This window comes from Enterobacter sp. 22452, from assembly GCF_052045065.1.
GTDB lineage: Bacteria > Pseudomonadota > Gammaproteobacteria > Enterobacterales > Enterobacteriaceae > Enterobacter > Enterobacter mori.
The window spans coordinates 1-24627 of sequence record NZ_JBQEOB010000013.1 but is presented as its reverse complement, the minus strand read 5'-3'; the positions used below and the strand labels follow the sequence as shown (position 1 = coordinate 24627).

24 protein-coding genes and 1 pseudogene are annotated in these 24627 nt (G+C 53.4%); 18 read left to right on the top strand and 7 right to left on the bottom strand.

Translation table 11 applies throughout. The features are described from left to right. Positions 1 to 63: 63 nt before the first annotated feature. Positions 64 to 2493 carry an ATP-dependent helicase HrpB gene (hrpB, locus tag ACTJJA_RS22645; protein ID WP_440669260.1) on the bottom strand — a complete coding sequence of 810 codons (2430 nt, stop codon included), beginning with the start codon at positions 2491 to 2493 and terminating at the stop codon, positions 64 to 66. Positions 2494 to 2566: 73 nt separating this feature from the next. Here hrpB and thpR point away from each other — a divergent pair, with 73 nt between their 5' ends. From thpR to ACTJJA_RS22565, 16 genes are all read left to right on the top strand, one after another. Continuing rightward, a complete protein-coding gene (gene thpR, locus ACTJJA_RS22640) occupies positions 2567 to 3121 on the top strand; it encodes an RNA 2',3'-cyclic phosphodiesterase (protein WP_108417059.1) in 555 nt (184 codons plus the stop codon). Beyond that, positions 3111 to 3815, top strand: a complete 705-nt coding sequence (gene sfsA, locus ACTJJA_RS22635) for a DNA/RNA nuclease SfsA (RefSeq protein WP_100165452.1) — start codon at positions 3111 to 3113, stop codon at positions 3813 to 3815. The genes thpR and sfsA overlap by 11 nt, the downstream gene beginning before the upstream one ends. Positions 3816 to 3991: 176 nt before the next feature. Beyond that, positions 3992 to 4447, top strand: coding sequence for an RNA polymerase-binding protein DksA (gene dksA / locus ACTJJA_RS22630; protein WP_001155232.1), 456 nt, complete (start codon positions 3992 to 3994; stop codon positions 4445 to 4447). 57 nt (positions 4448 to 4504) lie between these two features. Further along, positions 4505 to 5395 (top strand): tRNA glutamyl-Q(34) synthetase GluQRS, encoded by an 891-nt coding sequence (gene gluQRS / locus ACTJJA_RS22625; RefSeq protein ID WP_440669259.1) that lies wholly within the window; start codon positions 4505 to 4507, stop codon positions 5393 to 5395. Positions 5396 to 5437: 42 nt separating this feature from the next. Further along, positions 5438 to 6835, top strand: a complete 1398-nt coding sequence (pcnB, locus tag ACTJJA_RS22620; RefSeq protein WP_071985394.1) for a polynucleotide adenylyltransferase PcnB — start codon at positions 5438 to 5440, stop codon at positions 6833 to 6835. Then, on the top strand, positions 6832 to 7311 hold the full coding sequence (gene folK / locus ACTJJA_RS22615; RefSeq protein WP_100165453.1) for a 2-amino-4-hydroxy-6-hydroxymethyldihydropteridine diphosphokinase: 480 nt from the start codon (positions 6832 to 6834) through the stop codon (positions 7309 to 7311). The genes pcnB and folK overlap by 4 nt, the downstream gene beginning before the upstream one ends. 123 nt (positions 7312 to 7434) lie before the next feature. Next, entirely contained in the window at positions 7435 to 8226 is a 792-nt protein-coding gene (gene panB / locus ACTJJA_RS22610; RefSeq protein ID WP_440669258.1) for a 3-methyl-2-oxobutanoate hydroxymethyltransferase, read from the top strand. An 11-nt stretch (positions 8227 to 8237) separates the two neighbouring features. Then, complete coding sequence (gene panC / locus ACTJJA_RS22605; protein ID WP_440669257.1) at positions 8238 to 9089, top strand: pantoate--beta-alanine ligase; 852 nt, start codon at positions 8238 to 8240, stop codon at positions 9087 to 9089. A gap of 31 nt (positions 9090 to 9120) precedes the next feature. Continuing rightward, positions 9121 to 9501, top strand: a complete 381-nt coding sequence (panD, locus tag ACTJJA_RS22600; RefSeq protein ID WP_006810068.1) for an aspartate 1-decarboxylase — start codon at positions 9121 to 9123, stop codon at positions 9499 to 9501. A 395-nt stretch (positions 9502 to 9896) separates the two neighbouring features. After that, the gene (locus ACTJJA_RS22595; RefSeq protein ID WP_440669256.1) at positions 9897 to 10484 is read left to right on the top strand and encodes a fimbrial protein; all 588 of its coding nucleotides are present in this window, start codon (positions 9897 to 9899) and stop codon (positions 10482 to 10484) included. A 62-nt stretch (positions 10485 to 10546) separates the two neighbouring features. Beyond that, the gene (locus tag ACTJJA_RS22590) at positions 10547 to 11284 is read left to right on the top strand and encodes a fimbrial chaperone (protein ID WP_348579553.1); all 738 of its coding nucleotides are present in this window, start codon (positions 10547 to 10549) and stop codon (positions 11282 to 11284) included. 65 nt (positions 11285 to 11349) lie between these two features. Next, positions 11350 to 13920, top strand: a complete 2571-nt coding sequence (locus ACTJJA_RS22585) for an outer membrane usher protein (RefSeq protein ID WP_440669255.1) — start codon at positions 11350 to 11352, stop codon at positions 13918 to 13920. Between the two features lie 13 nt (positions 13921 to 13933). Next, positions 13934 to 14512, top strand: a complete 579-nt coding sequence (locus tag ACTJJA_RS22580; RefSeq protein WP_440669254.1) for a fimbrial protein — start codon at positions 13934 to 13936, stop codon at positions 14510 to 14512. Positions 14513 to 14536: 24 nt separating this feature from the next. Beyond that, positions 14537 to 15094: a fimbrial protein gene (locus tag ACTJJA_RS22575; protein ID WP_440669253.1), complete on the top strand. Its 558-nt coding sequence runs from the start codon at positions 14537 to 14539 to the stop codon at positions 15092 to 15094. Beyond that, positions 15094 to 15726 carry a fimbrial-like protein gene (locus tag ACTJJA_RS22570; RefSeq protein WP_440669252.1) on the top strand — a complete coding sequence of 211 codons (633 nt, stop codon included), beginning with the start codon at positions 15094 to 15096 and terminating at the stop codon, positions 15724 to 15726. Before ACTJJA_RS22575 ends, ACTJJA_RS22570 begins: the two co-directional genes overlap by 1 nt. 34 nt (positions 15727 to 15760) lie before the next feature. Next, positions 15761 to 16843 (top strand): fimbrial protein StkG, encoded by a 1083-nt coding sequence (locus ACTJJA_RS22565; protein WP_440669251.1) that lies wholly within the window; start codon positions 15761 to 15763, stop codon positions 16841 to 16843. 1 nt (position 16844) lies between these two features. On the opposite strand, the gene ACTJJA_RS22560 is transcribed toward ACTJJA_RS22565, so the two are convergent. The 4 genes from ACTJJA_RS22560 to ACTJJA_RS22545 form a co-directional block, all read right to left on the bottom strand. Then, complete coding sequence (locus tag ACTJJA_RS22560) at positions 16845 to 18092, bottom strand: polysaccharide deacetylase family protein (protein WP_440669273.1); 1248 nt, start codon at positions 18090 to 18092, stop codon at positions 16845 to 16847. A 63-nt stretch (positions 18093 to 18155) separates the two neighbouring features. Next, positions 18156 to 18596, bottom strand: coding sequence for a PTS sugar transporter subunit IIA (locus ACTJJA_RS22555; protein WP_010426901.1), 441 nt, complete (start codon positions 18594 to 18596; stop codon positions 18156 to 18158). Positions 18597 to 18701: 105 nt separating this feature from the next. After that, positions 18702 to 19472 (bottom strand): ABC transporter permease, encoded by a 771-nt coding sequence (locus ACTJJA_RS22550; RefSeq protein WP_008501945.1) that lies wholly within the window; start codon positions 19470 to 19472, stop codon positions 18702 to 18704. Further along, positions 19469 to 20395 (bottom strand): ABC transporter ATP-binding protein, encoded by a 927-nt coding sequence (locus ACTJJA_RS22545; RefSeq protein WP_042717872.1) that lies wholly within the window; start codon positions 20393 to 20395, stop codon positions 19469 to 19471. Before ACTJJA_RS22545 ends, ACTJJA_RS22550 begins: the two co-directional genes overlap by 4 nt. Positions 20396 to 20502: 107 nt before the next feature. On the opposite strand from ACTJJA_RS22545, the gene can reads away from it, so the two are divergent. Next, a complete protein-coding gene (gene can / locus ACTJJA_RS22540) occupies positions 20503 to 21165 on the top strand; it encodes a carbonate dehydratase (RefSeq protein WP_010426907.1) in 663 nt (220 codons plus the stop codon). Positions 21166 to 21265: 100 nt separating this feature from the next. Here the strand turns inward: can and hpt are convergent, their stop codons facing one another. Next, positions 21266 to 21802, bottom strand: coding sequence for a hypoxanthine phosphoribosyltransferase (gene hpt, locus ACTJJA_RS22535; protein WP_440669250.1), 537 nt, complete (start codon positions 21800 to 21802; stop codon positions 21266 to 21268). A 208-nt stretch (positions 21803 to 22010) separates the two neighbouring features. Here hpt and ACTJJA_RS22530 point away from each other — a divergent pair, with 208 nt between their 5' ends. Then, complete coding sequence (locus ACTJJA_RS22530) at positions 22011 to 24401, top strand: glucose/quinate/shikimate family membrane-bound PQQ-dependent dehydrogenase (RefSeq protein ID WP_047060113.1); 2391 nt, start codon at positions 22011 to 22013, stop codon at positions 24399 to 24401. Positions 24402 to 24509: 108 nt separating this feature from the next. Here the strand turns inward: ACTJJA_RS22530 and ACTJJA_RS22525 are convergent. Next, positions 24510 to 24627, bottom strand: a pseudogene (locus ACTJJA_RS22525) (IS481 family transposase); the annotation flags it as partial.

The following is a 24627-nucleotide window of genomic DNA, read 5'->3' as shown; positions in this document are numbered from 1 at the left end:
AGAGGGCCGGGGTGAGGGTATCAGGCCGCACAGTCCAGGCCGCACTCCCCTCTTTCACCTTACTCACGAATACTTCTTCGTCCGCCTCGTCGGCGCCGTATTTGCCGGGTCGTCCGGCCAGACGTGTTTGGGATACCGCCCCTTCATCTCTTTTTGCACTTCACGGTAGCTCCCCGCCCAAAACGCCCCCAGGTCGCGAGTGATCTGCAGCGGGCGATGCGCCGGGGACAGCAGTTCGAGCACCAGAGAAACGCGCCCTTCCGCGATGGACGGCGTGGTGGCCTCCCCAAACATCTCCTGCATCCTTACCGCCAGCGCCGGAGGATTATCCTCGTGATATCGAATGGCAATCCGGCTTCCGGTCGGCACAGTGTAATGCCCAGGCAGTTCACTATCCAGACGTTGACGTAATGACCAGTCCAGTAAATTCTGTAACGCGGCCTTAACATCGAGCGCTTTCAGCGCCCTGAGCGAATGTACGCCGCTCATTTGCGGCAGCAGCCAATCTTCCAGGGAAGCCAGCAGCGTCTCATCATCAACCGTCGGCCAGCCATACTCCGGCAGCCAGCGCGCGGCACAGTGCAGCCGAATACGGTACTGCTCGGCCTCTGGCGTCCAGTTCAATACGCTCAGCCCTTTTTCGCGAATGCCGTTCAGCATGGCCTGGTGGAGTTCTTCTTCCGACGGCTTCGCCAGCGGCTTTGTACCTAACGTCAGCTTACCGATCTGGCTACGACGAAACGCCTTAAGCGTGCCCTGGTTATCATCCCACTCAACGATATCGGATTGCTGGAGCAATTGCGGGCAGCTGCGCGTCAGGGCGTCAATATCAACGGCAATTGCCTGTAAAATACGCGCGTCCGGGGAATGGCTGCCCTGCAGTAATAGCGGTGCAATCAGCCATTCATGGCGCGTCAGGGCGTCATCGCTGTCCAGCATCGCCCCCATGCCGTTTGCCAGCTGATAACGTCCGTCCAGCCCGCGACGGCGGGCGATCCGGTCCGGGAAGGCCTGTGCCAGCAGGAAGCCAACACTCGCGCTGTCAGGCGAACCACCGCGGCTGTTCAGGCGTTTGCACAGCTGCTGCGCCCGCTGCTGCCAGTTCCCCTGATTGCGCGAAAACGCCTGCCCCAGATCGCTGCTGCCACCGCGAGGCGGCTCCTCAAGAATAGCCGCCAGTTTTGCCGCCGTAGCAATTTCGTCGTCGCCCTGCGCTGACACCAGCATCGCGGCCAGACGCGGCTCGTTGCCCAGTGTCGCCATTTTCTGGCCGCGCGCCGTCAGGCGCTCGCCTTCGAGCGCACCAAGCTGCGTCAGCAGGTTGCGCGCAGCGGTGAGGTTCACGACAGGCGGAGGATTAAGCCAGGTGAGCTGTTCAGGGTTCAGGCAGCCCCACAGCAGCAGATCCAGGACCAGGCCAGACAAATCACTTTGTAAAATTTCCGGCGTGCTTTGCTGCGCCGCGCGTTCCGCCTGCTCTGTGCCCGTCAAATGCAGGCAGATGCCCGGCTCAAGACGCCCTGCACGGCCCGCACGCTGCACCATCGATGCCTGGCTGATGCGCTGCGTAAGCAGTTTGGTTAGCCCGGTGCGCGGGTCAAAACTTGCCACCCTCTCCTGTGCGCTATCCACCACCAGACGAATGCCTTCAATGGTCAAACTGGTTTCAGCAATGTTGGTTGCCAGCACCACCTTACGCTGCCCCGCCGGGGCCGGAAGAATGGCTTTACGCTGATCCTGTAGCGACAATGCGCCGTAGAGGGGGCAAAGCAGCACATCGTCGCCTACGCGGGAGGAAAGCTGCTCCTGAACGCGCTGGATTTCACCGACACCCGGCAAAAACAGCAGCAGCGAACCGGGTTCCTGGCGCAGCAGTTCTGCCGTCACAATAGCGACGGCCTCATCAAAACGCTGATGGGCGGGAAGCGCCTGATAGCGGCGTTCAACCGGAAATGCGCGTCCTTCTGAGCTGATGACAGGGGCGTCGGGCAATGCCTGCTGCAGCCGCTCGTTATCCAGCGTTGCGGACATAATCAGCAGCCGGAGATCGTCGCGCAGCCCCTCCTGCACGTCCAGCAGCAGCGCCAACGCTAAATCCGCCTGCAGGCTGCGTTCGTGGAATTCATCCAGGATCACCAGCCCGATCCCCGTCAGCTCAGGATCGTTTTGCAGCATACGGGTGAGGATGCCCTCGGTCACCACTTCAAGGCGCGTTGCGGTGCCGACGCAGGTTTCTGCACGCATCCGGTAACCTACCGTCTCGCCCGGTTTTTCATTAAGCAGTTCGGCCAGGCGCTGCGCCAGGTTACGCGCCGCCAGCCTGCGCGGCTCCAGCAGGATTATTTTCCCGCGAATATTCCCCTCTTTGAGGATTTGCAGCGGCAGCCAGGTGGATTTACCCGCCCCCGTTGGGGCATTCAGCAAAACCTGCGGGGCATCGTTTAGGGCAGCGAGAAGCTCAGGAAGGACGGCGGCGACCGGCAATGAGGACACTAACAGCTCCAGAGGGTTAACATTAGTCGGCGTACATTGTAGCATCGGCGCATATCATTACCGAGTCCTCCGTATGTCTGAGTCGAAACGACTGTTTTTCGCCATTGAACTTCCCGCCACGCTTCAGCGGCAAATCGTCCGCTGGCGCGCGGAACACTTCCCTTCGGAGGCGGGTCGTCCTGTTGCGGCGGCGAATATACACCTGACGCTGGCCTTTCTGGGTGAGGTAAGCGCGGATAAACAGCGCGCGTTAGCCGCGATGGCCGGACGCATTTCCCAGCCGGGGTTTACGCTGCACCTTGACGATGCCGGTCAGTGGCTACGCTCACGCGTGGTCTGGCTGGGCACGCGCCAGCCGCCGCGCGGGTTGTTACAGCTGGCAAATATGCTGCGCGCCCAGGCGGCACGTAGCGGCTGTTACCAAAGCCCGCAGCCGTTTCATCCACATATCACGTTGCTGCGCGATGCCGGTCAGGCCGTTGCCATTCCGCCACCGGGCTTTCACTGGGCCTTTCCGGTGACCGAATTTGCGCTTTATGAATCTGTCTTTGCACAAGGACGCACCCGCTACATGCCGCTACAGCGCTGGTCGTTGGGTGACGCACTAAGGAAATCCGATGAAGTTTAGTCCTGCTCTACAGCACGCCACGCTGATCCAGCGCTACAAACGCTTTCTCGCCGATGTGATCACACCCGAAGGTGAACAGCTCACCCTGCACTGCCCCAACACCGGTGCGATGACCGGTTGTGCGACGCCCGGTGACAGGGTCTGGTATTCCACATCAGAAAATACTAAACGCAAGTATCCCCATACCTGGGAAATGACCGAGACGCAAAACGGGGCGTTTATATGTGTCAATACATTGCGTGCAAACCAATTAGTGAAGGAAGCGCTGACAAATAATGCTCTCCCTGAACTGACAGGCTATAGCCTGCAAAAAAGCGAAGTGAAGTATGGCGATGAAGGCAGCAGAATTGACTTTATGCTCCAGGCGGAAGAACGGCCTGAGTGCTATATTGAAGTAAAATCAGTGACGTTAGCGGAACAGGAAAATGGCTACTTTCCGGATGCGGTAACGCTGCGTGGCCAGAAGCATCTGCGAGAGCTAATGAGTGTAGCGGCGGCGGGCAAACGCGCCGTGTTGCTGTTTGCGGTTTTGCATTCAGCCATTGAACGATTCTCCCCCGCCCGCCATATCGATCCTAAATACGCGCAATTGTTGAATGAGGCACAAAAGCAGGGGGTGGAGGTTTTCGCTTATAAAGCGGAACTTTCTGCCGATAATATGACTCTGAGATCCTCTCTTCCCATTGTCTTATAAGGGAATAGACGATTGACTATTATGTGTTCTGGCCGCGTGCGCAAATACGCTTTTCCTCACAGGCTTGTCAAGTGTTACGTTTAGATAATTGCCATACGGAAAAGCATCTGCTATTTATAGCGACCTGATTTTTCCCCCAACACGGGGATCGATAGTGCGTGTTAAGGAGAAGCAACATGCAAGAAGGGCAAAACCGTAAAACATCGTCCCTGAGTATTCTCGCCATCGCTGGGGTGGAGCCGTATCAAGAGAAACCGGGCGAAGAGTATATGAACGAAGCCCAGCTGTCGCACTTCAAGCGTATTCTTGAAGCATGGCGTAATCAACTCAGGGATGAAGTCGATCGCACCGTTACACATATGCAGGATGAAGCTGCAAACTTCCCGGATCCGGTAGACCGTGCCGCTCAGGAAGAAGAGTTCAGCCTCGAACTGCGTAACCGTGACCGCGAACGCAAACTGATCAAAAAGATCGAGAAAACGCTGAAAAAAGTCGAAGACGAAGATTTTGGCTACTGCGAATCCTGCGGTGTTGAAATCGGCATTCGTCGCCTGGAAGCGCGTCCAACCGCCGATCTGTGTATCGACTGTAAAACGCTGGCCGAAATCCGCGAAAAACAGATGGCTGGCTAATGCCAACCCTCTAACTACTGCAAAGGCGGGAGTCTCTCCCGCCTTGTTACTGTTGATATGTCTGAATCACACTATATTGGGCGCTTCGCGCCATCTCCTTCCGGCGAATTACACTTCGGCTCATTAATTGCCGCGCTCGGCAGCTACCTGCAAGCTCGTGCCCGCCAGGGCAAATGGCTCGTCCGCATTGAAGATATTGATCCTCCGCGTGAAGTTCCCGGTGCAGCAGAAACGATTCTGCGTCAGCTGGAACATTACGGTCTTCACTGGGACGACGATGTACTGTGGCAGTCACAACGCCATGATGCCTATCAGGAACGTCTGGCGTGGCTCTATGAACAAGGGCTGTCCTATTACTGCACCTGCACCCGCGCGCGTATTCAAAGCGTGGGTGGCGTCTATGACGGTCACTGTCGCACGTTGAACAACGGTCCTGAAAATGCCGCCGTGCGTATACGGCAGCGTTCCCCGGTGACGCACTTTACCGATTTACTCTCCGGCGAAATCTACGCCAACAAACGTCTTGCCTGTGAAGATTTCATCATCCACCGCCGCGACGGCCTGTTCGCCTATAACCTGGCGGTGGTGGTGGACGATCATTTCCAGGGCGTGACGGAAATTGTGCGCGGGGCGGATCTGGTTGAACCGACGGTGCGGCAAATATCGCTTTATCATCAGTTTGGCTGGACAGCGCCGGATTACATCCACCTGCCGCTGGCGGTCAATGCGCGGGGCGTTAAGCTCTCCAAGCAGAACCACGCGCCCGCTCTGCCAGGCGGCGATCCGCGCCCTGTTTTGATCGACGCGCTGCGGTTTCTCAACCAAAATGTAACCCACGAATGGCAGGATTTGCGTATAGACGAACTGCTGGATCTGGCCGTCGCCCACTGGACGCTCGAGGCCGTGCCAAAAATCCAGCATTCTCAAATGCGTTGCGCTGAGCTATGATTAGCCGCTTTTTTCATAACAAAACACACTACGAGGTGTACTATTTTTACCCGAGTCGCTAATTTTTGCCGTAAAGTGCTAAGCCGCGAAGAGAGCATGGCTAACGACGCTATTGCGCAAAACCGCATGTCGGTTATTCCGCGTGAGCAGCACACTATTTCCCGCAAAGATATCAGTGAAAATGCCCTCAAGGTGCTCTATCGTCTGAATAAAGCAGGCTACGAGGCCTATCTCGTTGGCGGTGGGGTGCGTGATTTACTGCTGGGCAAAAAACCAAAAGATTTCGACGTGACGACCAGCGCCACGCCAGAACAGGTACGCAAATTATTCCGTAACTGCCGTCTTGTTGGCCGCCGTTTCCGCCTTGCGCACGTCATGTTTGGTCCGGAAATCATCGAAGTGGCGACGTTCCGTGGCCATCACGAAGCGGGCGTATCCGATCGTACGACGTCCCAGCAGGGCCAGAACGGCATGCTGCTGCGTGATAACATCTTCGGATCCATTGAAGAAGATGCCCAGCGCCGCGATTTCACCATCAACAGCCTTTACTACAGCGTGGCGGATTTCACCGTACGGGATTACGTTGGCGGTATGCAGGACCTGAAAGAAGGCCTGATTCGCCTGATCGGCACGCCGGAAACCCGTTACCGCGAAGACCCAGTGCGTATGCTGCGCGCCGTGCGTTTTGCGGCCAAATTAAACATGCGCATCAGTCCTGAGACCGGTGAACCGATCCCGCGTCTGGCAACACTGATTAACGACGTGCCGCCAGCGCGTCTGTTTGAAGAAGCGCTGAAGCTGTTGCAGGCGGGTTACGGGTTTGAAACCTACAATCTGCTGCGCGAATACAGCCTGTTCCAGCCCCTGTTCCCAACCATCACGCGCTGCTTTACCGAAAACGGTGACAGCCCGATGGAACGCATCATTGCGCAGGTGCTGAAAAATACCGACACGCGCATCCAGAATGACATGCGTGTGAACCCGGCATTCCTGTTTGCCGCAATGTTCTGGTACCCCCTGCTGGAAGCAGCACAGAGAATTGCGCAGGAAAGCGGTCTGGCCTATTACGATGCCTTTGCGCTGGCGGCAAACGACGTGCTGGATGAAGCCTGTCGTACGCTCGCGATCCCAAAACGTATCACCACGCTGGTGCGCGACATCTGGCAGCTTCAGCTGCGCATGTCCCGTCGCCAGGGCAAACGCGCCTGGAAGCTGATGGAGCATCCTAAATTCCGCGCCGCGTTCGACCTGCTGGCACTGCGTGCTGAAATTGAAAAGAACCAGGAGCTGCAGCGTCTGGCGCAGTGGTGGGGCGAATTCCAGGTCTCTGCACCACCCGAGCAAAAAGGGATGCTGACCAATCTGGATGAAGAGCCAGAACCGCGTCGTCGCCACCGTCGCCCGCGCAAACGCGCACCGCGTCGCGAAGGCTCAGCGTGACCCTCGCCTACATCGCCATCGGCAGCAATCTTGCCTCTCCGCTGGAGCAGGTTAACGCTGCCGTTCAGGCGCTCGGGGAGATCCCGCAAAGCCGGATTGTTGCGGTCTCCTCTTTTTATCGCACGCCGCCGCTGGGCCCGCAGGATCAGCCTGATTACCTGAACGCCGCCGTCGTGCTCGACACGGCTCTGGATGCCGAAACGCTGCTGGATAATACCCAGCGTATTGAGCTGCAACAGGGTCGCGTACGCAAAGCCGAACGCTGGGGGCCGCGCACACTCGACCTCGACCTGATGCTGTTTGGCAACGAGATAATCAATACCGAACGCCTCACCGTTCCGCATTACGACATGAAAAACCGCGGTTTTATGCTCTGGCCGCTGTTTGAAGTTGCCCCCGATCTTATCTTCCCCGACGGCCTCTCTCTGAAGGCCTTGCTGGAAAGCCTCCGCGCGGAAAAACCCGCCTGCTGGTAAACCTGTTTTATTGCTGATTAACCATTAAATAATTATGGTTAATCGGTTACCTAAAATCATTGTTCCCTCCAATGTTACTGTTAGAATGCGCAAAGATTCGTTTTTGGGTTACCAGGAAACAGTATGAAACCAACCACCATCTCCTTACTGCAGAAATGCAAACAGGAAAAAAGACGCTTCGCCACCATCACCGCGTATGACTACAGCTTCGCCAAACTCTTTGCCGAAGAGGGTATCAACGTCATGCTGGTCGGAGATTCGTTAGGGATGACGGTACAAGGACATGATTCCACGCTGCCAGTGACGGTCGACGATATTGCCTACCACACCCGCGCCGTGCGCCGGGGCGCGCCAGCCTGCTTGCTGCTTTCCGATCTGCCGTTTATGGCTTACGCCACCCCCGAGCAAGCCTTCGAAAATGCAGCGGCGGTGATGCGTGCCGGGGCCAATATGGTGAAAATTGAAGGCGGTGCCTGGCTGGTTGAGACGGTGAAAATGCTCACCGAGCGCGCCGTGCCGGTGTGTGGCCATTTGGGCCTGACGCCGCAGTCCGTCAACATCTTTGGCGGGTATAAGGTACAGGGCCGTGGTGACGCAGCCCAGACGCTGTTTGATGATGCCCTGGCACTGGAAGCCGCAGGCGCGCAGTTACTGGTGCTGGAGTGCGTTCCGGTTGAACTGGCGAAACGCATCACCGACGCGCTGCCGATTCCGGTGATTGGCATTGGTGCTGGCAATGTGACCGACGGTCAGATTCTGGTGATGCACGACGCCTTTGGCATCACCGGCGGGCATATCCCGAAGTTTGCCAAAAATTTCCTCACTGAAGCGGGCGACATGCGCGCCGCGGTCAGGCAGTATATTGCCGACGTTGAATCCGGTGTTTACCCGGGTGAAGAACACAGTTTCCATTAAGGAGTCTCGTTGTGCTTATCATTGAAACCCTGCCGCTGCTTCGCCAGCATATCCGTCGCGCGCGTCAGGAAGGTAAACGTATTGCACTCGTCCCGACCATGGGCAACCTGCATGACGGCCATATGAAGCTGGTTGACGAAGCGAAAGCCCGTGCGGATATCGTGGTGGTCAGTATCTTCGTTAACCCCATGCAGTTTGACCGCGCCGATGACCTGGCGCGCTATCCGCGCACTCTGCAGGAAGATTGCGAAAAGCTGAAAAAACGCCATGCGGACATCGTCTTCTCTCCGGCACCGGCGGACGTGTACCCTCAGGGTACGGAAGAGGCAACCTACGTTGACGTACCGGGCATCTCCACCATGCTCGAAGGCGCCAGCCGCCCGGGACACTTCCGTGGCGTATCCACCATCGTCAGCAAGCTGTTCAACCTGGTACAGCCTGACGTCGCGTGCTTTGGTGAGAAAGATTTCCAGCAGCTGGCGCTGATCCGCAAGATGGTGGCGGATATGGGTTACGATATTGAGATCGTTGGCGTACCGATTGTACGCGCCAAAGATGGTCTGGCGCTCAGCTCCCGTAATGGCTATCTGACCGCGGACCAGCGAAAAATCGCCCCGGGCTTAAGCAAGGTCATGAATATGATGGCGGAACAGGTTCTGGCCAAAGAGCTGACCGCCGAAGAGATCGTCGCCCTCGCCGAACAGGCGCTGAACGATAAAGGCCTTCGCGCTGACGACGTACAAATTCGTGATGCTGATACGCTACTGGAACTCACTGAATCCAGCAAACGTGCAGTGATCCTGGTAGCGGCATGGCTTGGCCAGGCTCGTCTGATTGATAATAAAGTGGTTGAGCTGGCGTAGTTCTCGCCTCTGATAATTAAAGGTAAACGTAATGATTCGCAAAATGCTGCAAGGTAAGCTTCACCGTGTGAAAGTCACTCAGGCCGACCTGCACTATGAAGGTTCCTGCGCCATTGATCAGGATTTCCTTGATGCTGCGGGCATCCTTGAAAACGAAGCGATTGATATCTGGAACGTCAACAACGGCAAACGTTTCTCAACCTACGCCATTGCTGCCGAGCGCGGGTCTAAAATCATTTCCGTTAACGGCGCGGCTGCACACTGCGCGGACGTGGGCGACATCGTAATTATCGCCAGCTTCGTGATGATGTCTGATGAAGAAGCGCGCCGCTGGCAGCCTAAAGTCGCCTACTTTGAAGGCGACAACGACATGAAACGTACCGCGAAGGCGATCCCGGTGCAGGTCGCCTGATTCCGGTGAGGAGCGGGCCTGCAGGGTCCGCTTCTTTAATGATAAATACTCCTTCTCTTTCCATTGTGAATAGATTGTTCGCGCATTTCTTTATCCTTTCCCCTCTTTTACTGAGAGCCTTTTTTGAAAAAAGCATTTTCATGAATGATATTATTCAGGGAATGATCTTTGCCATTTATAATTTAACCCCGCAAAAAATATTTCGGCACATTAACTAACTTTGACACCCTGCTCCCTTAACAGATTTTTAAGATCATTTTTCAATAACTTATCTCAAATTCATTTTTTCTAATGAAGTGTTTTAGCAATTTTAAATACCCAACCTATTCATAGATCCCTATCATCATTTTGCTTGAATTAAATCATTAAAATGTATTTAAAATGGAATTTTAATCATGTTAAAAAAAACGTTGCTAGCTTCAGCCGTAACATTATTTGCAATGGGGTCTTTTTCTGCAGTCGCTGATACCGATTTGGGGTTAATCACCTTTGATGGTGCAGTCACTGACACAACATGTAATATCTCCACCGCTAACGGTGAAGCGCAAAATAATATTACCATCACCTTACCGGTAGTTAAAAAATCTGAGGTGGAATCAACAACTGTTGATGCCGGCGTCGGCTCCAAGAATTTTGAGTTGCTGCTGACAAACTGTCCTGGTTCATTAAAGAGCGCCTCAGCGAGCTTCATGTCCAAAAATATGGGTGCCATTGCAAACGGTACCATCGAGCCTGATGCCAGTGTAGCAGGCGCAGCAACAAACGTTGCACTTGCCCTGTTCAACAATGCCCCAACTGTCTCTTCTCGTATTATGGTAGGCCAGCCTGACAATAATACGCAGAAAGCCGATCTGAACGCCGGTTCCGGTAAACTGTTCTACCGTGTTGCTTATGTGCCAGGTTCTAACTGGGTAAAAGACACCAGCCCTGTACAGTCAGGTAAAGTCAGCGCCAACGCTTACTTCACCATGAGCTACGAATAAGTTTTATCCGTCCAGTTAATGTGCCCTGTTGGGCACATTTTTCTTATTATATGAGACTATCCATGCACTTACTCAATATAAAGAGCGGATTAAAAACCCTGCTACTGGCTTCAGTGAGCATTTTTTCTTTTAACGCCAGTGCAGATATTGTGATATCCGGTACCCGCGTCATTTATCCTGAATCAGCAAAAGACGTAACGGTGTCGATGGACAACCGTGGCACCCGGCCATTACTGGTTCAAACCTGGCTCGACGACGGAAGAGATACCACCAATCCTCAAGAGCTGAAACTGCCTTTTATCGTTACGCCCCCCGTTTCCCGTGTTGAACCACAAAAAGGGCAAACCGTCAGAATCACCTGGCTTGGTCAGGCTTTGCCAAAAGATAAAGAATCCCTGTTCTGGTTCAACGTGCTGGAAGTACCACCTAAGGCTAAGGATAGCGATAATCAAAGCATGCTTCAGCTTGCTTTCCGTACGCGCATTAAACTGTTTTTCCGGCCTACAGGGTTGAAAGGAGAACCGACCGACGCGGCCAAAAATCTTAAATGGTCTCAAACCCGACAAGGCCAAAAAATCATTTTAAGTGCGAAAAACGACTCTCCTTATTATGTTTCACTGGCAAGCGCGACGCTAATTTCAGGCGGTAAAAGTTACGATATCGAAACGCATTATATTGAACCATTCTCAAGCCAGACAATGAACGTAAAAAGTTACACCGCATCTGGAAACAGCAAAATAACATGGCAAGCCATCAATGATTTCGGTGGAATTGATAAGTATGAGTTTATACAGAACTGATTCTGTATCAGCTCACAATCATTCGTAAGAACTATATTTGGACTTGCTCTGGGACAGAGTTGATCATGCACTTTAGACGTTCGCTACTATGTTTATCAATAAGTGCGGTATTGCCGCTATGTGCATTTGCTGCTGAAAATAATAACGAAGAAGACGTACAGTTTAACGATCAGTTCCTTTATAACACGGGGACAACAATTGACGTTAGCCGCTTTTCACAAGGCAACCCCGTAATTCCTGGAACGTATAAAGTGAAGGTGATTATTAACGGAAAACCTTCCGTTACAACGGATCTTCTCTTTAAGGATAATGGCACACCGCGTGCTACTCCCTGTATCACTCGTAAACTGCTCACCCAGACAAATGTAACAACCGAGCAACTTAAGGATGAGTCCGACACCACATGCGTTTCTTTGTCGAGCGCCTATCCAGGCTCACGCGTGGCTTACGATCCTTCAACACAAGAACTAGATCTCTCCATTCCTCAGGCTTTCGTCATTCAGCGTCCGGCGGGATATGTTGATCCTTCACTGTGGGAAGACGGGATCCCAGCGGCAATGCTCTCCTGGGATCTTAATGGCTGGCACGCAGACACGCCTGACTCCAGCACTGATACGGCCTATGCAGGTCTGCGTTATGGGGCAAATCTGGGGCCGTGGCGGCTCCGGGCACGAGGCAACCTGAACTGGGATCGGGACGACGGTACCCATTACGCCAGTCAGGACATTTATCTTCAGCGTGATATCGCGCCGCTGAAAGCGCAGTTTATTGCCGGAGACTCCTACACCCGTGGTGACGCCTTCGACTCCATCAGCCTGCGCGGAGCACGTTTATATAACGATGACCGTATGCTTCCCAACGGTATCTCCACCTATGCGCCGGTGATCAGGGGGGTCGCCAACAGCAACGCCAAAGTCACGATCGCCCAAAGTGGAAATACGATTTACGAAACGTCCGTACCGCCGGGTCCTTTTGAAATCACGGATCTCAGTACAACAGGTTACGGGAGCGATCTCATCGTCACTGTCGAAGAAACGGATGGTAGCAAACGTTCCTTCTCGGTCGCGTATTCTTCCGTGGCACAAATGCTTCGTCCTGGCTACTCCAGATGGGATGTCGGCGTGGGTGAACTGCGTGACGACAGCCTGCGCGACACACCAAAGGTGGGATATGCCACGGGCTATTATGGCTTAACCAATACCTTCACCGGATATGCGGGCCTGGAATACACCGATAGCGATTTTTACGCCGCATTGTTGGGTATTGCCATGAACACCGGAATGGGTGCATTCGCCTTTGATGTCACGCATTCTGATGCCCGGATCGACGGCTTACGACATCTCACCGGTGAAAGTTATCGTATTTCCTACAGCAAACTCATGGAAGCCACGAATACCTCTTTCAACGTCGCAGCCTATCGATTTTCAACATCTGACTATCTCAGCCTGAGCGATGCGGCCTCGTTAACGAATGAGATCAAATACCGTGACAGGGAGCGTAACCCTAATCGCAATAACAGCGATGTGTATCAAACCTTCCAGCGCATGAAAAATCAGATCCAGGTGAATATCAGCCAACCGTTGAAAATGGGCGACCTTGATTTGGGATCGCTGTATGTCAACTCAACCTGGCAGGACTACTGGAATGAAAGTAGTTCGTCAGCGCAATACTCCGTCGGTCACAGTCATTCATTAAGCTGGGGAAGTTATAGTCTCTCCGTGCAGCGTACCTACGACGAGTTCGGGGAAAAAGATGACAGTGTCTATCTGAACCTCACGATTCCATTCGACACGCTGATGGGTAGCGGTAAGCGTGCAGGTGGGTTCTCATCGCTCAACATGGGCATCGGCAGCGATTTAAAAGGTGGCGGGAGTTTGAACGCCAGCGCCAACGGCAACACCGAAGATAATCGCTTCAGTTACAGCATTACTGAGAGCACCACGCGTAACGACGACACGTTAAACCAGCTAAGTGGTTACGGCAGTTACAACGGCCCACACGGACCGCTGAGCCTTTCCGTCTCAGCATCAGATGACGATACGCGACAATATTCTGCCAGCTACAGCGGCGGGATGATTCTGCACGCGGGCGGCGTAACCCTCGCGCCTGGCAGCATCAGCGAAAGCGATACGCTAGCGTTGATTAAGGCAGAGGGGGCAGAAGGTGCCCGCGTCTCTATCGGTAACGGTGAAATCGGCTCCTCAGGCTATGCCCTGATGCCCTATCTGTCAGCCTACCGTGAAAACAGCGTCGGTCTGGATATCAGTGATATGCGCTCTGATGTTGAAGTGAAAAATACCCGTTCCACCACGGTTCCCCGCAGCGGTGCCGTTGTACTGGTCAACTTTGAGACCGATCAAGGGCGTTCGGTGTTAATGGAACTCGCACGTGACGATAACGGGTTTATTCCGCTGGGTGCAGATGTTCAAACCGAGAAAGGCGTATCCGTAGGTAGCGTCGGCCAGGCTGGACAAGCCTGGATCCGCGGAATTGAAGATAAAGGAATGCTAAACATTATCTGGGGAAGTGGGCCTGGCACATCCTGCACCGTCTCCTACCAGATCACACCTGATGCGAAAAAGATTGGGCCGACGACACTGTTGACAGGCCAGACCTGCCGCATCACAGCATTATAAAAGGAGTTAAAACATGCTTATTGAAGCTGGGAAAAAAATAGGATTACTTATTTTAAGTTCAGGGCTGATGGCGCTGTCCCTGGGCACATACGCTGATAACCTCGATATTACCTTTACCGCTAATATTCGTGACACTACCTGCGATATGAAAATTGAAGGCGGCACCGGCGATGGCATCAGCAATGTTATCCCCATCGGCGCTAACGGTAAGGTACGCCTGGATTACATCATTTTGAAAAATGCGAAAGCGACGACCAGTTTTAAGCTCAAAATGGTCTCTTGCCCTTCCAGCCTCGCGGCGCTGAAAACGACCATTAGCGGCAACGCCAGTCCTGTAGTGACGGCCATTGAGAACTCACTCTCTGGCGAGGGCAGCGCGGAGCATATTGGGGTCGCGATTTCCCGCACTGCCACCCCGGATGCCCCATTTACCATCAACTCCACAACCGATAGTCAGCGTCTCACCTGGTCGAGCGGAGAGATAAGTTCTGGAGAGGTTTCGCTCCTGGCGACGCTGGTTGAAACCGCAAGCGGGCAAGGTACGACCGGCAACTTTAGCGGTATCGCTACGTTTAATTTCACCTATGAATAACTGGCAGTAATACGGAGCGTTGATATGAAAATGAAAATGACATTACTGGTGCTTGCGATAACTGCCACCCTGCCTTCCGTTACGTTAAGCGCCATTACGGGTACGACGAGCGTTCAGGCAACCTTTACCTCCGCCATTGAGGCGGGAACCTGTAACGCGGAAATTCAGAATGCCAGCGGGGCCCCGATTAGCATTCTGCCGTTTGGCGATGTGTTTAAGTCTGACCTGGTTAGCCAGAGCCGGGAAGAAGCATTCAAAATTGCCTTCACCAACTGTGCCGGGGTAAAAAATGCCACCATCCAGGCCACGCCGGGTGCTGGCGGTTCGTGTACCGGAAATGCCAAAAATGGTACTTCGTATGCAGCCGGGCATAACGTAGGTTTTGAAATCTGGAAAGGTTCTGTCGACTCAGGTTCTATTATGAACTGCGGCACCGCCCCCAGTTCTGTCCTCAATCTGTCTAACGGGGCAGGTGATTTTGAAATGGATGCACGCATCGTCATCGCCAAAGATAAAACGATTTCTGACGTGACCACGGGTTCAGTCAGTGCGCCAGTGACGTTTATCGTGACCTATCAATAATGTTTTTTCAGACAGGTAGCTTATACAGGATGTTCCAGCCCCGCTTACTCTTAAAAAATGCGATGTCATGGCTCGCCTTCTGCCTGGGTTTTCCCACTTCGGGTATTGCCTCAAGCCTGGAAATGAATATGACGGCAAACATTATCAATAATACGTGCCAGGTGAGCATTCCGAATGATGGGAAAGTCAATTTACCGGTTGTTGGCACCAGTTGGTTTTATAACTCAGATGGTAGCCCGCGATTACACCCCGAAGACGCAGTCGGAGGAACACGCTTCGTAGTACAGGTGAAAAGCTGTGCGGAAAGTGAGTCTGGACGGGCAAAAACCCTGCATTTTGAATTTAAACCACAAAGTGGAAATTTTTCCGGAAGTAGTCAGCAAGTGTTCGCCAATGACATTCCCGCCTCAGCAGGCGGGGCAGAAAATGTCGGCATTGTCATTTTCTCAGAACAAAGCAATACCAATGTGATAAATACAACGGGAACGTCAGATGTTATTTTTGATATATCCGACCAAAATAGCAATGAATATTTAACAAATTATAACTTCTATGCCCGTTATCAAAACACAGGAACCGTAAGAGTTGGAAAGGTTACCACAAGCGCGCTGATCAGCGTTGTTTATAATTAATATTATATCAACTGTCGGATATAAGGACTTATCAATGTTTTATATAGCAGGGGCCAGGCAAAAAAAAATTTTCACAAAAGGCGCAGGCCTTGCTTTGTCAATTCTTGCAATAAGTTTTTCCGCATCAGCGGATTTGTATGAATGTAAATTTAATGCATTTTCTGTTCAGCCTATATCAGATGTCAGCGGTGTGAAGCCCAAACTTGTTCCTCTGGATAGCGTCAGCGTACCGACAAAGATAAGTAGTCTTATTAATTTGCAGGTCAGTCCGGGTCTGTTCTCCTGGTGTACAACAGGTAATGACGGAGAGCGCGTCTATCAGAAAACGGACAGTACACTGGTCATCGGTAGCGTGGACGGAAAAGCACTCTTTAAAACTAACGTCACGGGGATTGCCTACACACTGGCCATGTACCCCAGCAGCAACGCCTTTAATGCTTTTTTCCCCGCAAAGACTGGAAGATATGAAGAAACGGCCAATCAGGCAGATAACTCAGACGTGGTTAAAGCAAAATGGTGGTATGCCCGCATGGAGTTTTATCAATTACCTTCCTATGCTGGCATACCCGAAAGCGTCACAATGATTGGTCCGGTAGCTGGAAATATTGGCAATATTGTAGTGGGTGACCCCTATACCTCAGATGAAAGCGACCACCCGCGTCCGTTAATCACGGTACCCAATATGGGCTTCAATGTTCCTGTTGAAAAACCAACCTGCACCCTTACGGCACCCAAAACCGTTGATTTGGGGGATTACGGTGTATCCGATCTCGAAAACGATAACACGCAAAATGTATTTGTGCAGGTGTCCGGGAATTGCACCAACACACGTAAAATCACCATGAAGTTGACCACCAGTAAGACAACCGGGACTGATAGCACATTACTCGCCAACACTGCATCCTCGAATGCGGCAAAAGGCGTGGGCGTGTTACTGAAGTGGCCGGACAACAGCCAGGTGGTACCTAACTCAACGAACAGCTATAGCACGAGCGAGAACACCACTATTTTGTTATTCAGCCGGTTACTTACGGCGCAGCTGGTTAAGTCTGACACAGAAAAAGTCACCTCCGGCACATTCAGCGCCATCGGCACTCTGCAGTTCACCTACGAGTAATTTACCCCTGCGGCTGATTGCTGATCAGCCGCGACATCGTCTCCAGCGAATCCGTTCTTAAGATATACAGGCGTTTCAGTAAGAACGGATTATCCCCCGGCTTCACCTTCCCTTTCACCGTCGTCACCGCCAGATGGAAACCGGCGTCATTCGCCGCCTTTATCGCTTTATTGTCGTAGCCGCCAAACGGATAAGAGACATACAACACGCGCGGGTTGAACTGCGCCAGCGCACGTCGTGAGCGTTCAAAATCAAACAGAGTCACGTGGTAACTGCGGCTCAGTAAAATCGGATGCTTGTTACCATCAACGCGGTGCAGGAAGTGCGTGTGGGACTGAATATCGAACACATCCTGAATGCCTTTAATTTCCTGAACGCTCATAAATTGCAGCGATTTCGGGTCCCACTTCTGCGCATGGCCTTTAATACGTGACGATATGATAAACGCCGTCGCGTTAAAGCCGTACTCTTTCAGAATGGGATACGCATAGCGGCTGACCGATTTCAGGCCATCATCAAAGGTGATCACCACCGCCTTCGCGGGCAGGTTCATCTTGTTACGCACGTACCCTTCCAACTGGTACATCGTCAGCGTGGCATAGCCTTGATCGCGTAGCCAGGCCATCTGGTTGTTGAACGCGCGTACGCTGGTCGTCGTGGATGTATGACGAAAACGCGTGTTCTCTTCATCACGCAAAATATGATGGTAAGTCAGGACCGGAAGGCCGTTATCTTCCTGCGCATCCAGACTGCTGATCCACGCCAGACGATTGCCGATGCGGATCTGGAACCAGGTCTGGTTAAGGCGGTCTTTCAACTTACTGAGGATGGGATACCGGAGGTTGGGGCTCATGGTACCGAAGGGCGCGCTCCCGCTATTGGGGGCGTTATACACCGGCGTGTCTTTCCAGGTGATCAGGTTCTGATTGCTGAGCTGCTTGTTCAAATCGCCAAGGCTGTCCTCAACGCGCTGTTTGCCCTGCACCTCTTCAAGATGCCCTTTATCAATAAACCCCGTGCCAAAACCAAAACGAAATTCGTAATAGTCAGCAGAGGTCGGCACCACGGCAAGAATTTGTCCGGCCCTGACGTTCCCCACGTTGATCACATTACTTCCCACCTGTGCCCAGATGGCCGCATCTTCGGTGGTTTGCATATAGCGGGCCGGAAGCCCTTGCTGGCTAATCAGACTGGCAGAAGTGCCGCCGGAAACCAGCAGCAACAGCAGGAAAATAACGCGCATTAACATGGGATATAAATCGATACGGGAAATCAGTCGCCATTGTAACAAATGCGACATCAATACCAACGTTTAATGCTTATACAGATCGTGAAGCAGAACGAAAGGCGGGTTTTTCTGCTGCTGATGCCACAGGCTACTTACGCCCGGAACCTGCATACCAACGAGGGTATTGCGAAACTCAGCGCTGGTTAAGGTTTCACGTTGAAGATACATCGCTTCCAGCAGCGCATAGTTGATGCCGGAAATAACTTCGCAGTTTTCGTGCTTGTGGCTTAACAGCGCGGCGGAACGATAAGGCGCCGCGCCCGATTTATCGGTGAGAAAGATGACTCCATCGCCGGTGTCGGTTTCATGCAGCGCATCGCACATCATGCGGCTGAGCATGTTGGTGCTCAGGCCACGCCAGTAATTGACTGCACGGCACTGTGCCAGCGGACCAAATTTAGCTTCAAGCTTATCCAGCATATCCTGCGCGTGTTCATCGTGGCAGGTGATAACCCATCCCAGCATACGTCTCTCCTTAGCAGGCGAGTAGTTTAGCGTAGGGAAGGTTTGCTTACGGTGATAACTGTCAAAGAAAAGTGCCCGGCAAACAGAATGTCGCCGGGCCGAAGGTTAGCTACGCAGCCCACGCCCGCGCTGGATCAGATACCAGCACAGCAGGTAGAAGACGATGATGAATACCACCAGCACCGCCACCGTGGTAAACAGCGGCACATCGGTAATGCCGAGGAAGCCAAAGCGGAAGCCGCTGATCATGTAGACAATCGGGTTCAGGTGCGACAGCGCCTGCCAGAACGGTGGCAGCAACGTCAGGGAGTAGAACACCCCACCCAGATAGGTCAGCGGCGTCAGCACGAAGGTCGGGATCAGGCTGATGTCGTCGAACGTTTTGGCAAACACCGCGTTCAGCAGGCCCGCCAGCGAGAACAGGATCGCGGTCAGCAGAAGTGTCAGCGCGACAAACAGCCACGAGTGCACCTGGAACGGCACGAAGAATAGCGAAATCGCCGTCACAAGGATCCCCACGCACAAACCGCGCGCCACGCCGCCACCGACGTAACCGGCAATAATGACGTGCGTCGGCACTGGTGCCACCAGCAGCTCTTCAATGTTGCGCTGGAACTTAGCGCTAAAGAATGAGGATGCCACGTTGGCATAGGCGTTGGTGATCACCGCCATCATGATCAGCCCCGGCACGATAAACTGCATATAGGTAAAGCCGTGCATCTCACCAATCCGGGAACCGATCAGGTTGCCGAAGATGATGAAATAGAGCGTCATGGTGATGACCGGCGGCACCAGGGTTTGCACCCAGATGCGCATAAAGCGGTTGATCTCTTTCGCCCAGATACTTTTCAGCGCGACCCAGTAAAGATGCGTCATGCCTTGTCTCCTTGTTTTTCATGCACCAGAGAGACAAACAGCTCTTCCAGTCGGTTCGCTTTGTTACGCATACTCAATACCTGAATGCCCTGCGCGCTCAACTGTGAGAAGACGCTGTTGATGCCCTGCTCGCGGAGCACTTCCACTTCCAGCGTCGAGGTATCCACCAGACGGTAGTTATACCCTTCGAGCTTCGGCAGCGCGCTTTTCGCCGCCAGATCGAGAATAAAGGTTTCGGATTTCAGCTTAGAGAGCAGATCCTTCATCGACGTGTTTTCCACCAGCTCACCGTGCTGAATAATGCCGATGTTGCGGCACAGCATCTCAGCTTCTTCGAGATAGTGGGTGGTCAGAATAATGGTGGTACCTTTATCATTCAGATCCTTCAGGAAGCCCCACATGGAACGGCGCAGTTCAATATCCACGCCCGCAGTCGGTTCATCGAGGATAAGCAGCTTTGGCTCGTGCATCAGCGCGCGGGCAATCATCAGGCGGCGCTTCATCCCACCGGACAACATGCGCGCACGTTCGTTACGCTTTTCCCACAAATCGAGCTGTTTAAGGTATTTTTCGCTACGCTCAATTGCCTCTTTATACTCAACGCCGTAATAACCCGCCTGCTGAACGACAATCTGCTGTACCGTCTCGAACGGGTTGAAGTTGAACTCCTGCGGCACCAGCCCCAGCTGGCGCTTGGCGTTGACCACATCTTTCTGCAGATCGTAGCCAAAGACGCTCACGCGACCTGAAGTTTTGTTCACCAGCGAACTGATAATGCCGATAGTGGTGGATTTCCCCGCCCCGTTCGGTCCAAGAAGCGCATAGAAATCCCCCGCCTCTACTTTGAGATCTATCCCGCGCAGCGCCTGAACGCCGCCCGGATAGGTTTTTTTAAGCTGCTCAAGCTCCAGTGCAATTGCCATGAATTAAACTTACCTTCAGTTCTTACACACCTTGTGTGGTTTCATTAAAAGTCGGGTTACCCTATAGTAGCGCAACGCAATTACCAGGTTACAGGCCGTTAACGTCCATGAACAACATAGATACACTCATCAGCAACAATGCACTATGGTCAAAGATGCTGGTTGAAGAAGACCCCGGATTTTTCGGGAAGCTGGCGCAAGCGCAAAACCCACGCTTTCTATGGATTGGATGTTCCGACAGCCGCGTCCCGGCAGAACGCCTGACCGGCCTCGAACCAGGCGAACTTTTTGTTCACCGTAACGTAGCCAACCTTGTTATTCATACCGATCTCAACTGCCTTTCTGTCGTTCAGTATGCCGTTGACGTGCTGGAAGTTGAGCACATCATTATTTGCGGCCACTACGGCTGCGGCGGCGTACAGGCGGCGGTTGAAAATACAGAGCTGGGGTTAATCGATAACTGGCTGCTGCACATCCGCGATATCTGGTTCAAACATAGCTCACTGTTAGGTGAAATGCCGCAGGAGCGTCGACTTGATACCCTTTGCGAGCTGAACGTGATGGAGCAGGTCTATAACCTGGGCCACTCAACGATTATGCAATCCGCGTGGAAACGTGGGCAGAAGGTTTCCATCCACGGCTGGGCGTACGGCATTCACGACGGCCTGCTGCGCAATCTGGAAGTGACCGCCACCAACCGCGAAACGCTGGAGCAGCGTTACCGTTCGGGCATTGCCAACCTCAAGCTTAAGCATGTGAACCATAAATAAGTGCACGTTAAAAAGCCGGGTGGCGGCTGCGCCTTACCCGGCCTACATGTGCCCATTCGTAGGCCCGGATCGCTGCGCGCCACCGGGCAACAAACCGCAACTACTCGTCCAGCAATACCACTTTCCCAACATACGGCAGATGGCGATAACGCTGCGCGTAGTCAATGCCGTAACCGACAACGAATTCGTCCGGAATCGAGAAGCCAACGAACTCCACCGGCACCTGCACTTCACGACGATCTGGCTTATCCAGCAGCGTACAAATCGCCAGCGATTTAGGCTGACGTAGGCTCAGGATCTCGCGCACTTTAGAGAGCGTGTTACCAGAGTCAATAATGTCTTCAACGATCAACACATCTTTGCCACGAATATCTTCATCCAGATCTTTCAGGATTTTCACATCACGGGTTGTGGACATGCCGCTGCCGTAGCTGGAGGCGGTCATAAAATCGACCTCATGGGACACCTGCACTTCACGGCACAGGTCTGCCATGAACATGAAAGAGCCACGTAAAAGACCGACCAGCACCATTTCGCTGCCGCTGTCCTTGTAATGTTCGGTGATTTGACGACCCAGTTCGGCGATACGCGCTTTGATCTCGGCTTCCGGGATCATCACTTCAACAGTATGTTTCATATTACTAACCATATGATTTTAATGAAAATCTCTCAATGCAGGTGAATGTATTTCCGGCATCGATACGCAAGCCCGCCATTATACCAGCAAAAGGATAACCCTGGCGGATGAGTTACAAAAAGCAAATATTGTGATTCCGATCACACTTGTTAATACCTATAATTAGTTGCTAGCAAATTATTAACAAAAACTGACGAGTACACTTTCTATGGCTGAAACAAACTCTAAACAGCCGCGTCTACTGGTGACATTAACAGCCGCGTTCGCAGCCTTCTGCGCGCTGTATCTGTTAATCGGTGGCGTCTGGCTGGTCGCTTTAGGCGGCTCCTGGTACTACCCGATTGCGGGTCTGGTTATGGTTGCCGTAACCGTCCTGCTGTTGCGTAGAAAACAATCCGCACTGTGGCTGTATGCCGCACTCCTCCTTGCCACCATGATCTGGGGCGTCTGGGAAGTCGGGTTCGACTTCTGGGCACTGACGCCGCGCAGCGATATCCTGGTCTTCTTTGGTATCTGGCTGATCCTGCCGTTCGTCTGGCGTCGCCTGATTGTTCCTTCAAGCGGTGCTGTGGCGGGCCTGGTTGTTGCCCTGCTGATTACTGGCGGCATTCTGACCTGGGCCGGTTTTAATGACCCACAGGAGATCAACGGTACGCTGAACGCGGAATCCACGCCTGCGGCTGCTATCTCGCAGGTCGCTGACGGAGACTGGCCTGCGTATGGTCGTAACCAGGAAGGTCAACGCTACTCACCGCTGAAGCAGATCAACGCGGACAACGTGAAGAACCTGAAGGAAGCCTGGGTATTCCGTACCGGCGACCTGAAGATGCCGAACGATCCGGGCGAGCTGACCAACGAAGTCACCCCGATCAAAGTGGGCAACATGCTCTACCTGTGTACGGCGCACCAGCGTCTGTTCGCGCTCGACGCGGCCACCGGTAAAGAGAAATGGCACTTCGATCCACAGCTGAACTCTAATCCTTCGTTCCAGCACGTCACCTGTCGTGGCGTCTCTTACCACGAAGCGCGTGCCGATAATGCCAGCCCGGAAGTCATTGCCGACTGTCCGCGCCGCATCATGCTGCCGGTCAACGATGGTCGCCTGTTCGCCATCAATGCCGAAACGGGCAAGCTGTGCGAAACCTTCGCCAACAAAGGCATCCTGAACCTGCAGACCAACATGCCGGACACCACACCGGGTCTGTATGAGCCAACTTCACCGCCAATCATCACCGATAAAACCATCGTGATTGCCGGTTCGGTAACGGATAACTTCTCTACGCGTGAAACCTCCGGCGTCATCCGCGGTTTCGACGTAAACACCGGTAAACTGCTGTGGGCCTTCGACCCGGGCGCGAAAGATCCCAACGCGATCCCATCGGACGAGCACACCTTTACTTTTAACTCGCCAAACTCCTGGGCCCCGGCGGCGTATGACGCGAAGCTGGACCTGGTCTACCTGCCGATGGGTGTCACCACGCCAGATATCTGGGGCGGTAACCGCACGCCGGAGCAGGAACGTTACGCGAGCGCTATCGTGGCGCTGAACGCAACGACCGGTAAACTGGCGTGGAGCTATCAGACCGTTCACCACGATCTGTGGGATATGGATATGCCGTCCCAGCCGACGCTGGCAGACATTACCGTCGATGGTAAAACCGTTCCGGTGATTTACGCTCCGGCCAAGACGGGCAATATCTTCGTCCTGGATCGCAGCAACGGTAAGCTGGTTGTGCCTGCACCGGAAAAACCGGTTCCGCAGGGTGCCGCAAAAGGCGACTACGTCAGCAAAACCCAGCCGTTCTCTGACCTGAGCTTCCGTCCGAAGAAAGACCTCAGCGGTGCAGACATGTGGGGTGCCACCATGTTTGACCAGCTGGTGTGCCGCGTGATGTTCCATCAGCTGCGCTACGAAGGCATCTTCACGCCTCCGTCTGAGCAGGGCACGCTGGTCTTCCCGGGTAACCTGGGGATGTTCGAGTGGGGCGGGATCTCCGTCGACCCGAACCGTCAGGTGGCAATTGCCAACCCAATGGCGCTGCCGTTCGTTTCCCGTCTGATCCCACGCGGTCCGGGCAACCCAATGGAGCAGCCGAAAGACGCGAAAGGCAGCGGAACCGAAGCCGGCATTCAGCCGCAGTACGGTGTACCGTTTGGCGTGACGCTGAACCCGTTCCTGTCTCCGTTTGGTCTGCCGTGTAAACAGCCTGCCTGGGGTTATATCTCCGGTCTGGATCTGAAAACCAACCAGATCGTATGGAAAAAACGTATTGGTACGCCACAGGACAGCATGCCATTCCCGATGCCGGTTCCGGTGCCGTTCAATATGGGTATGCCAATGCTGGGTGGCCCAATCTCCACCGCCGGTAACGTGCTGTTCATCGCGGCAACCGCAGATAACTACCTGCGCGCGTACAACATGACCAACGGTGAAAAACTGTGGCAAGGCCGTCTGCCAGCCGGTGGACAGGCCACACCGATGACCTATGAAGTGAACGGCAAGCAGTACGTTGTCATCTCTGCAGGTGGTCACGGTTCGTTTGGCACGAAGATGGGCGACTACATCGTCGCGTATGCGTTGCCTGACGAAGGCAAATAAAAGCAAAACGGCAACTTCGGTTGCCGTTTTTGTGTTTATTCCCTCTCCCTGTGGGTGTACAGTCCGGGGACATGGTAGACAGGTGTTCGGGGACATGGTGAACACTTTTTAACATTCTTTACCCATGGTGATCGACTTTTTCTTCAGGTCGATCACCCCCACTTTCGTGCTGTACCACCACACCTCGTAGCTGCCGTCTTCCTGCATCTCCTTCAGCCCGACCCGT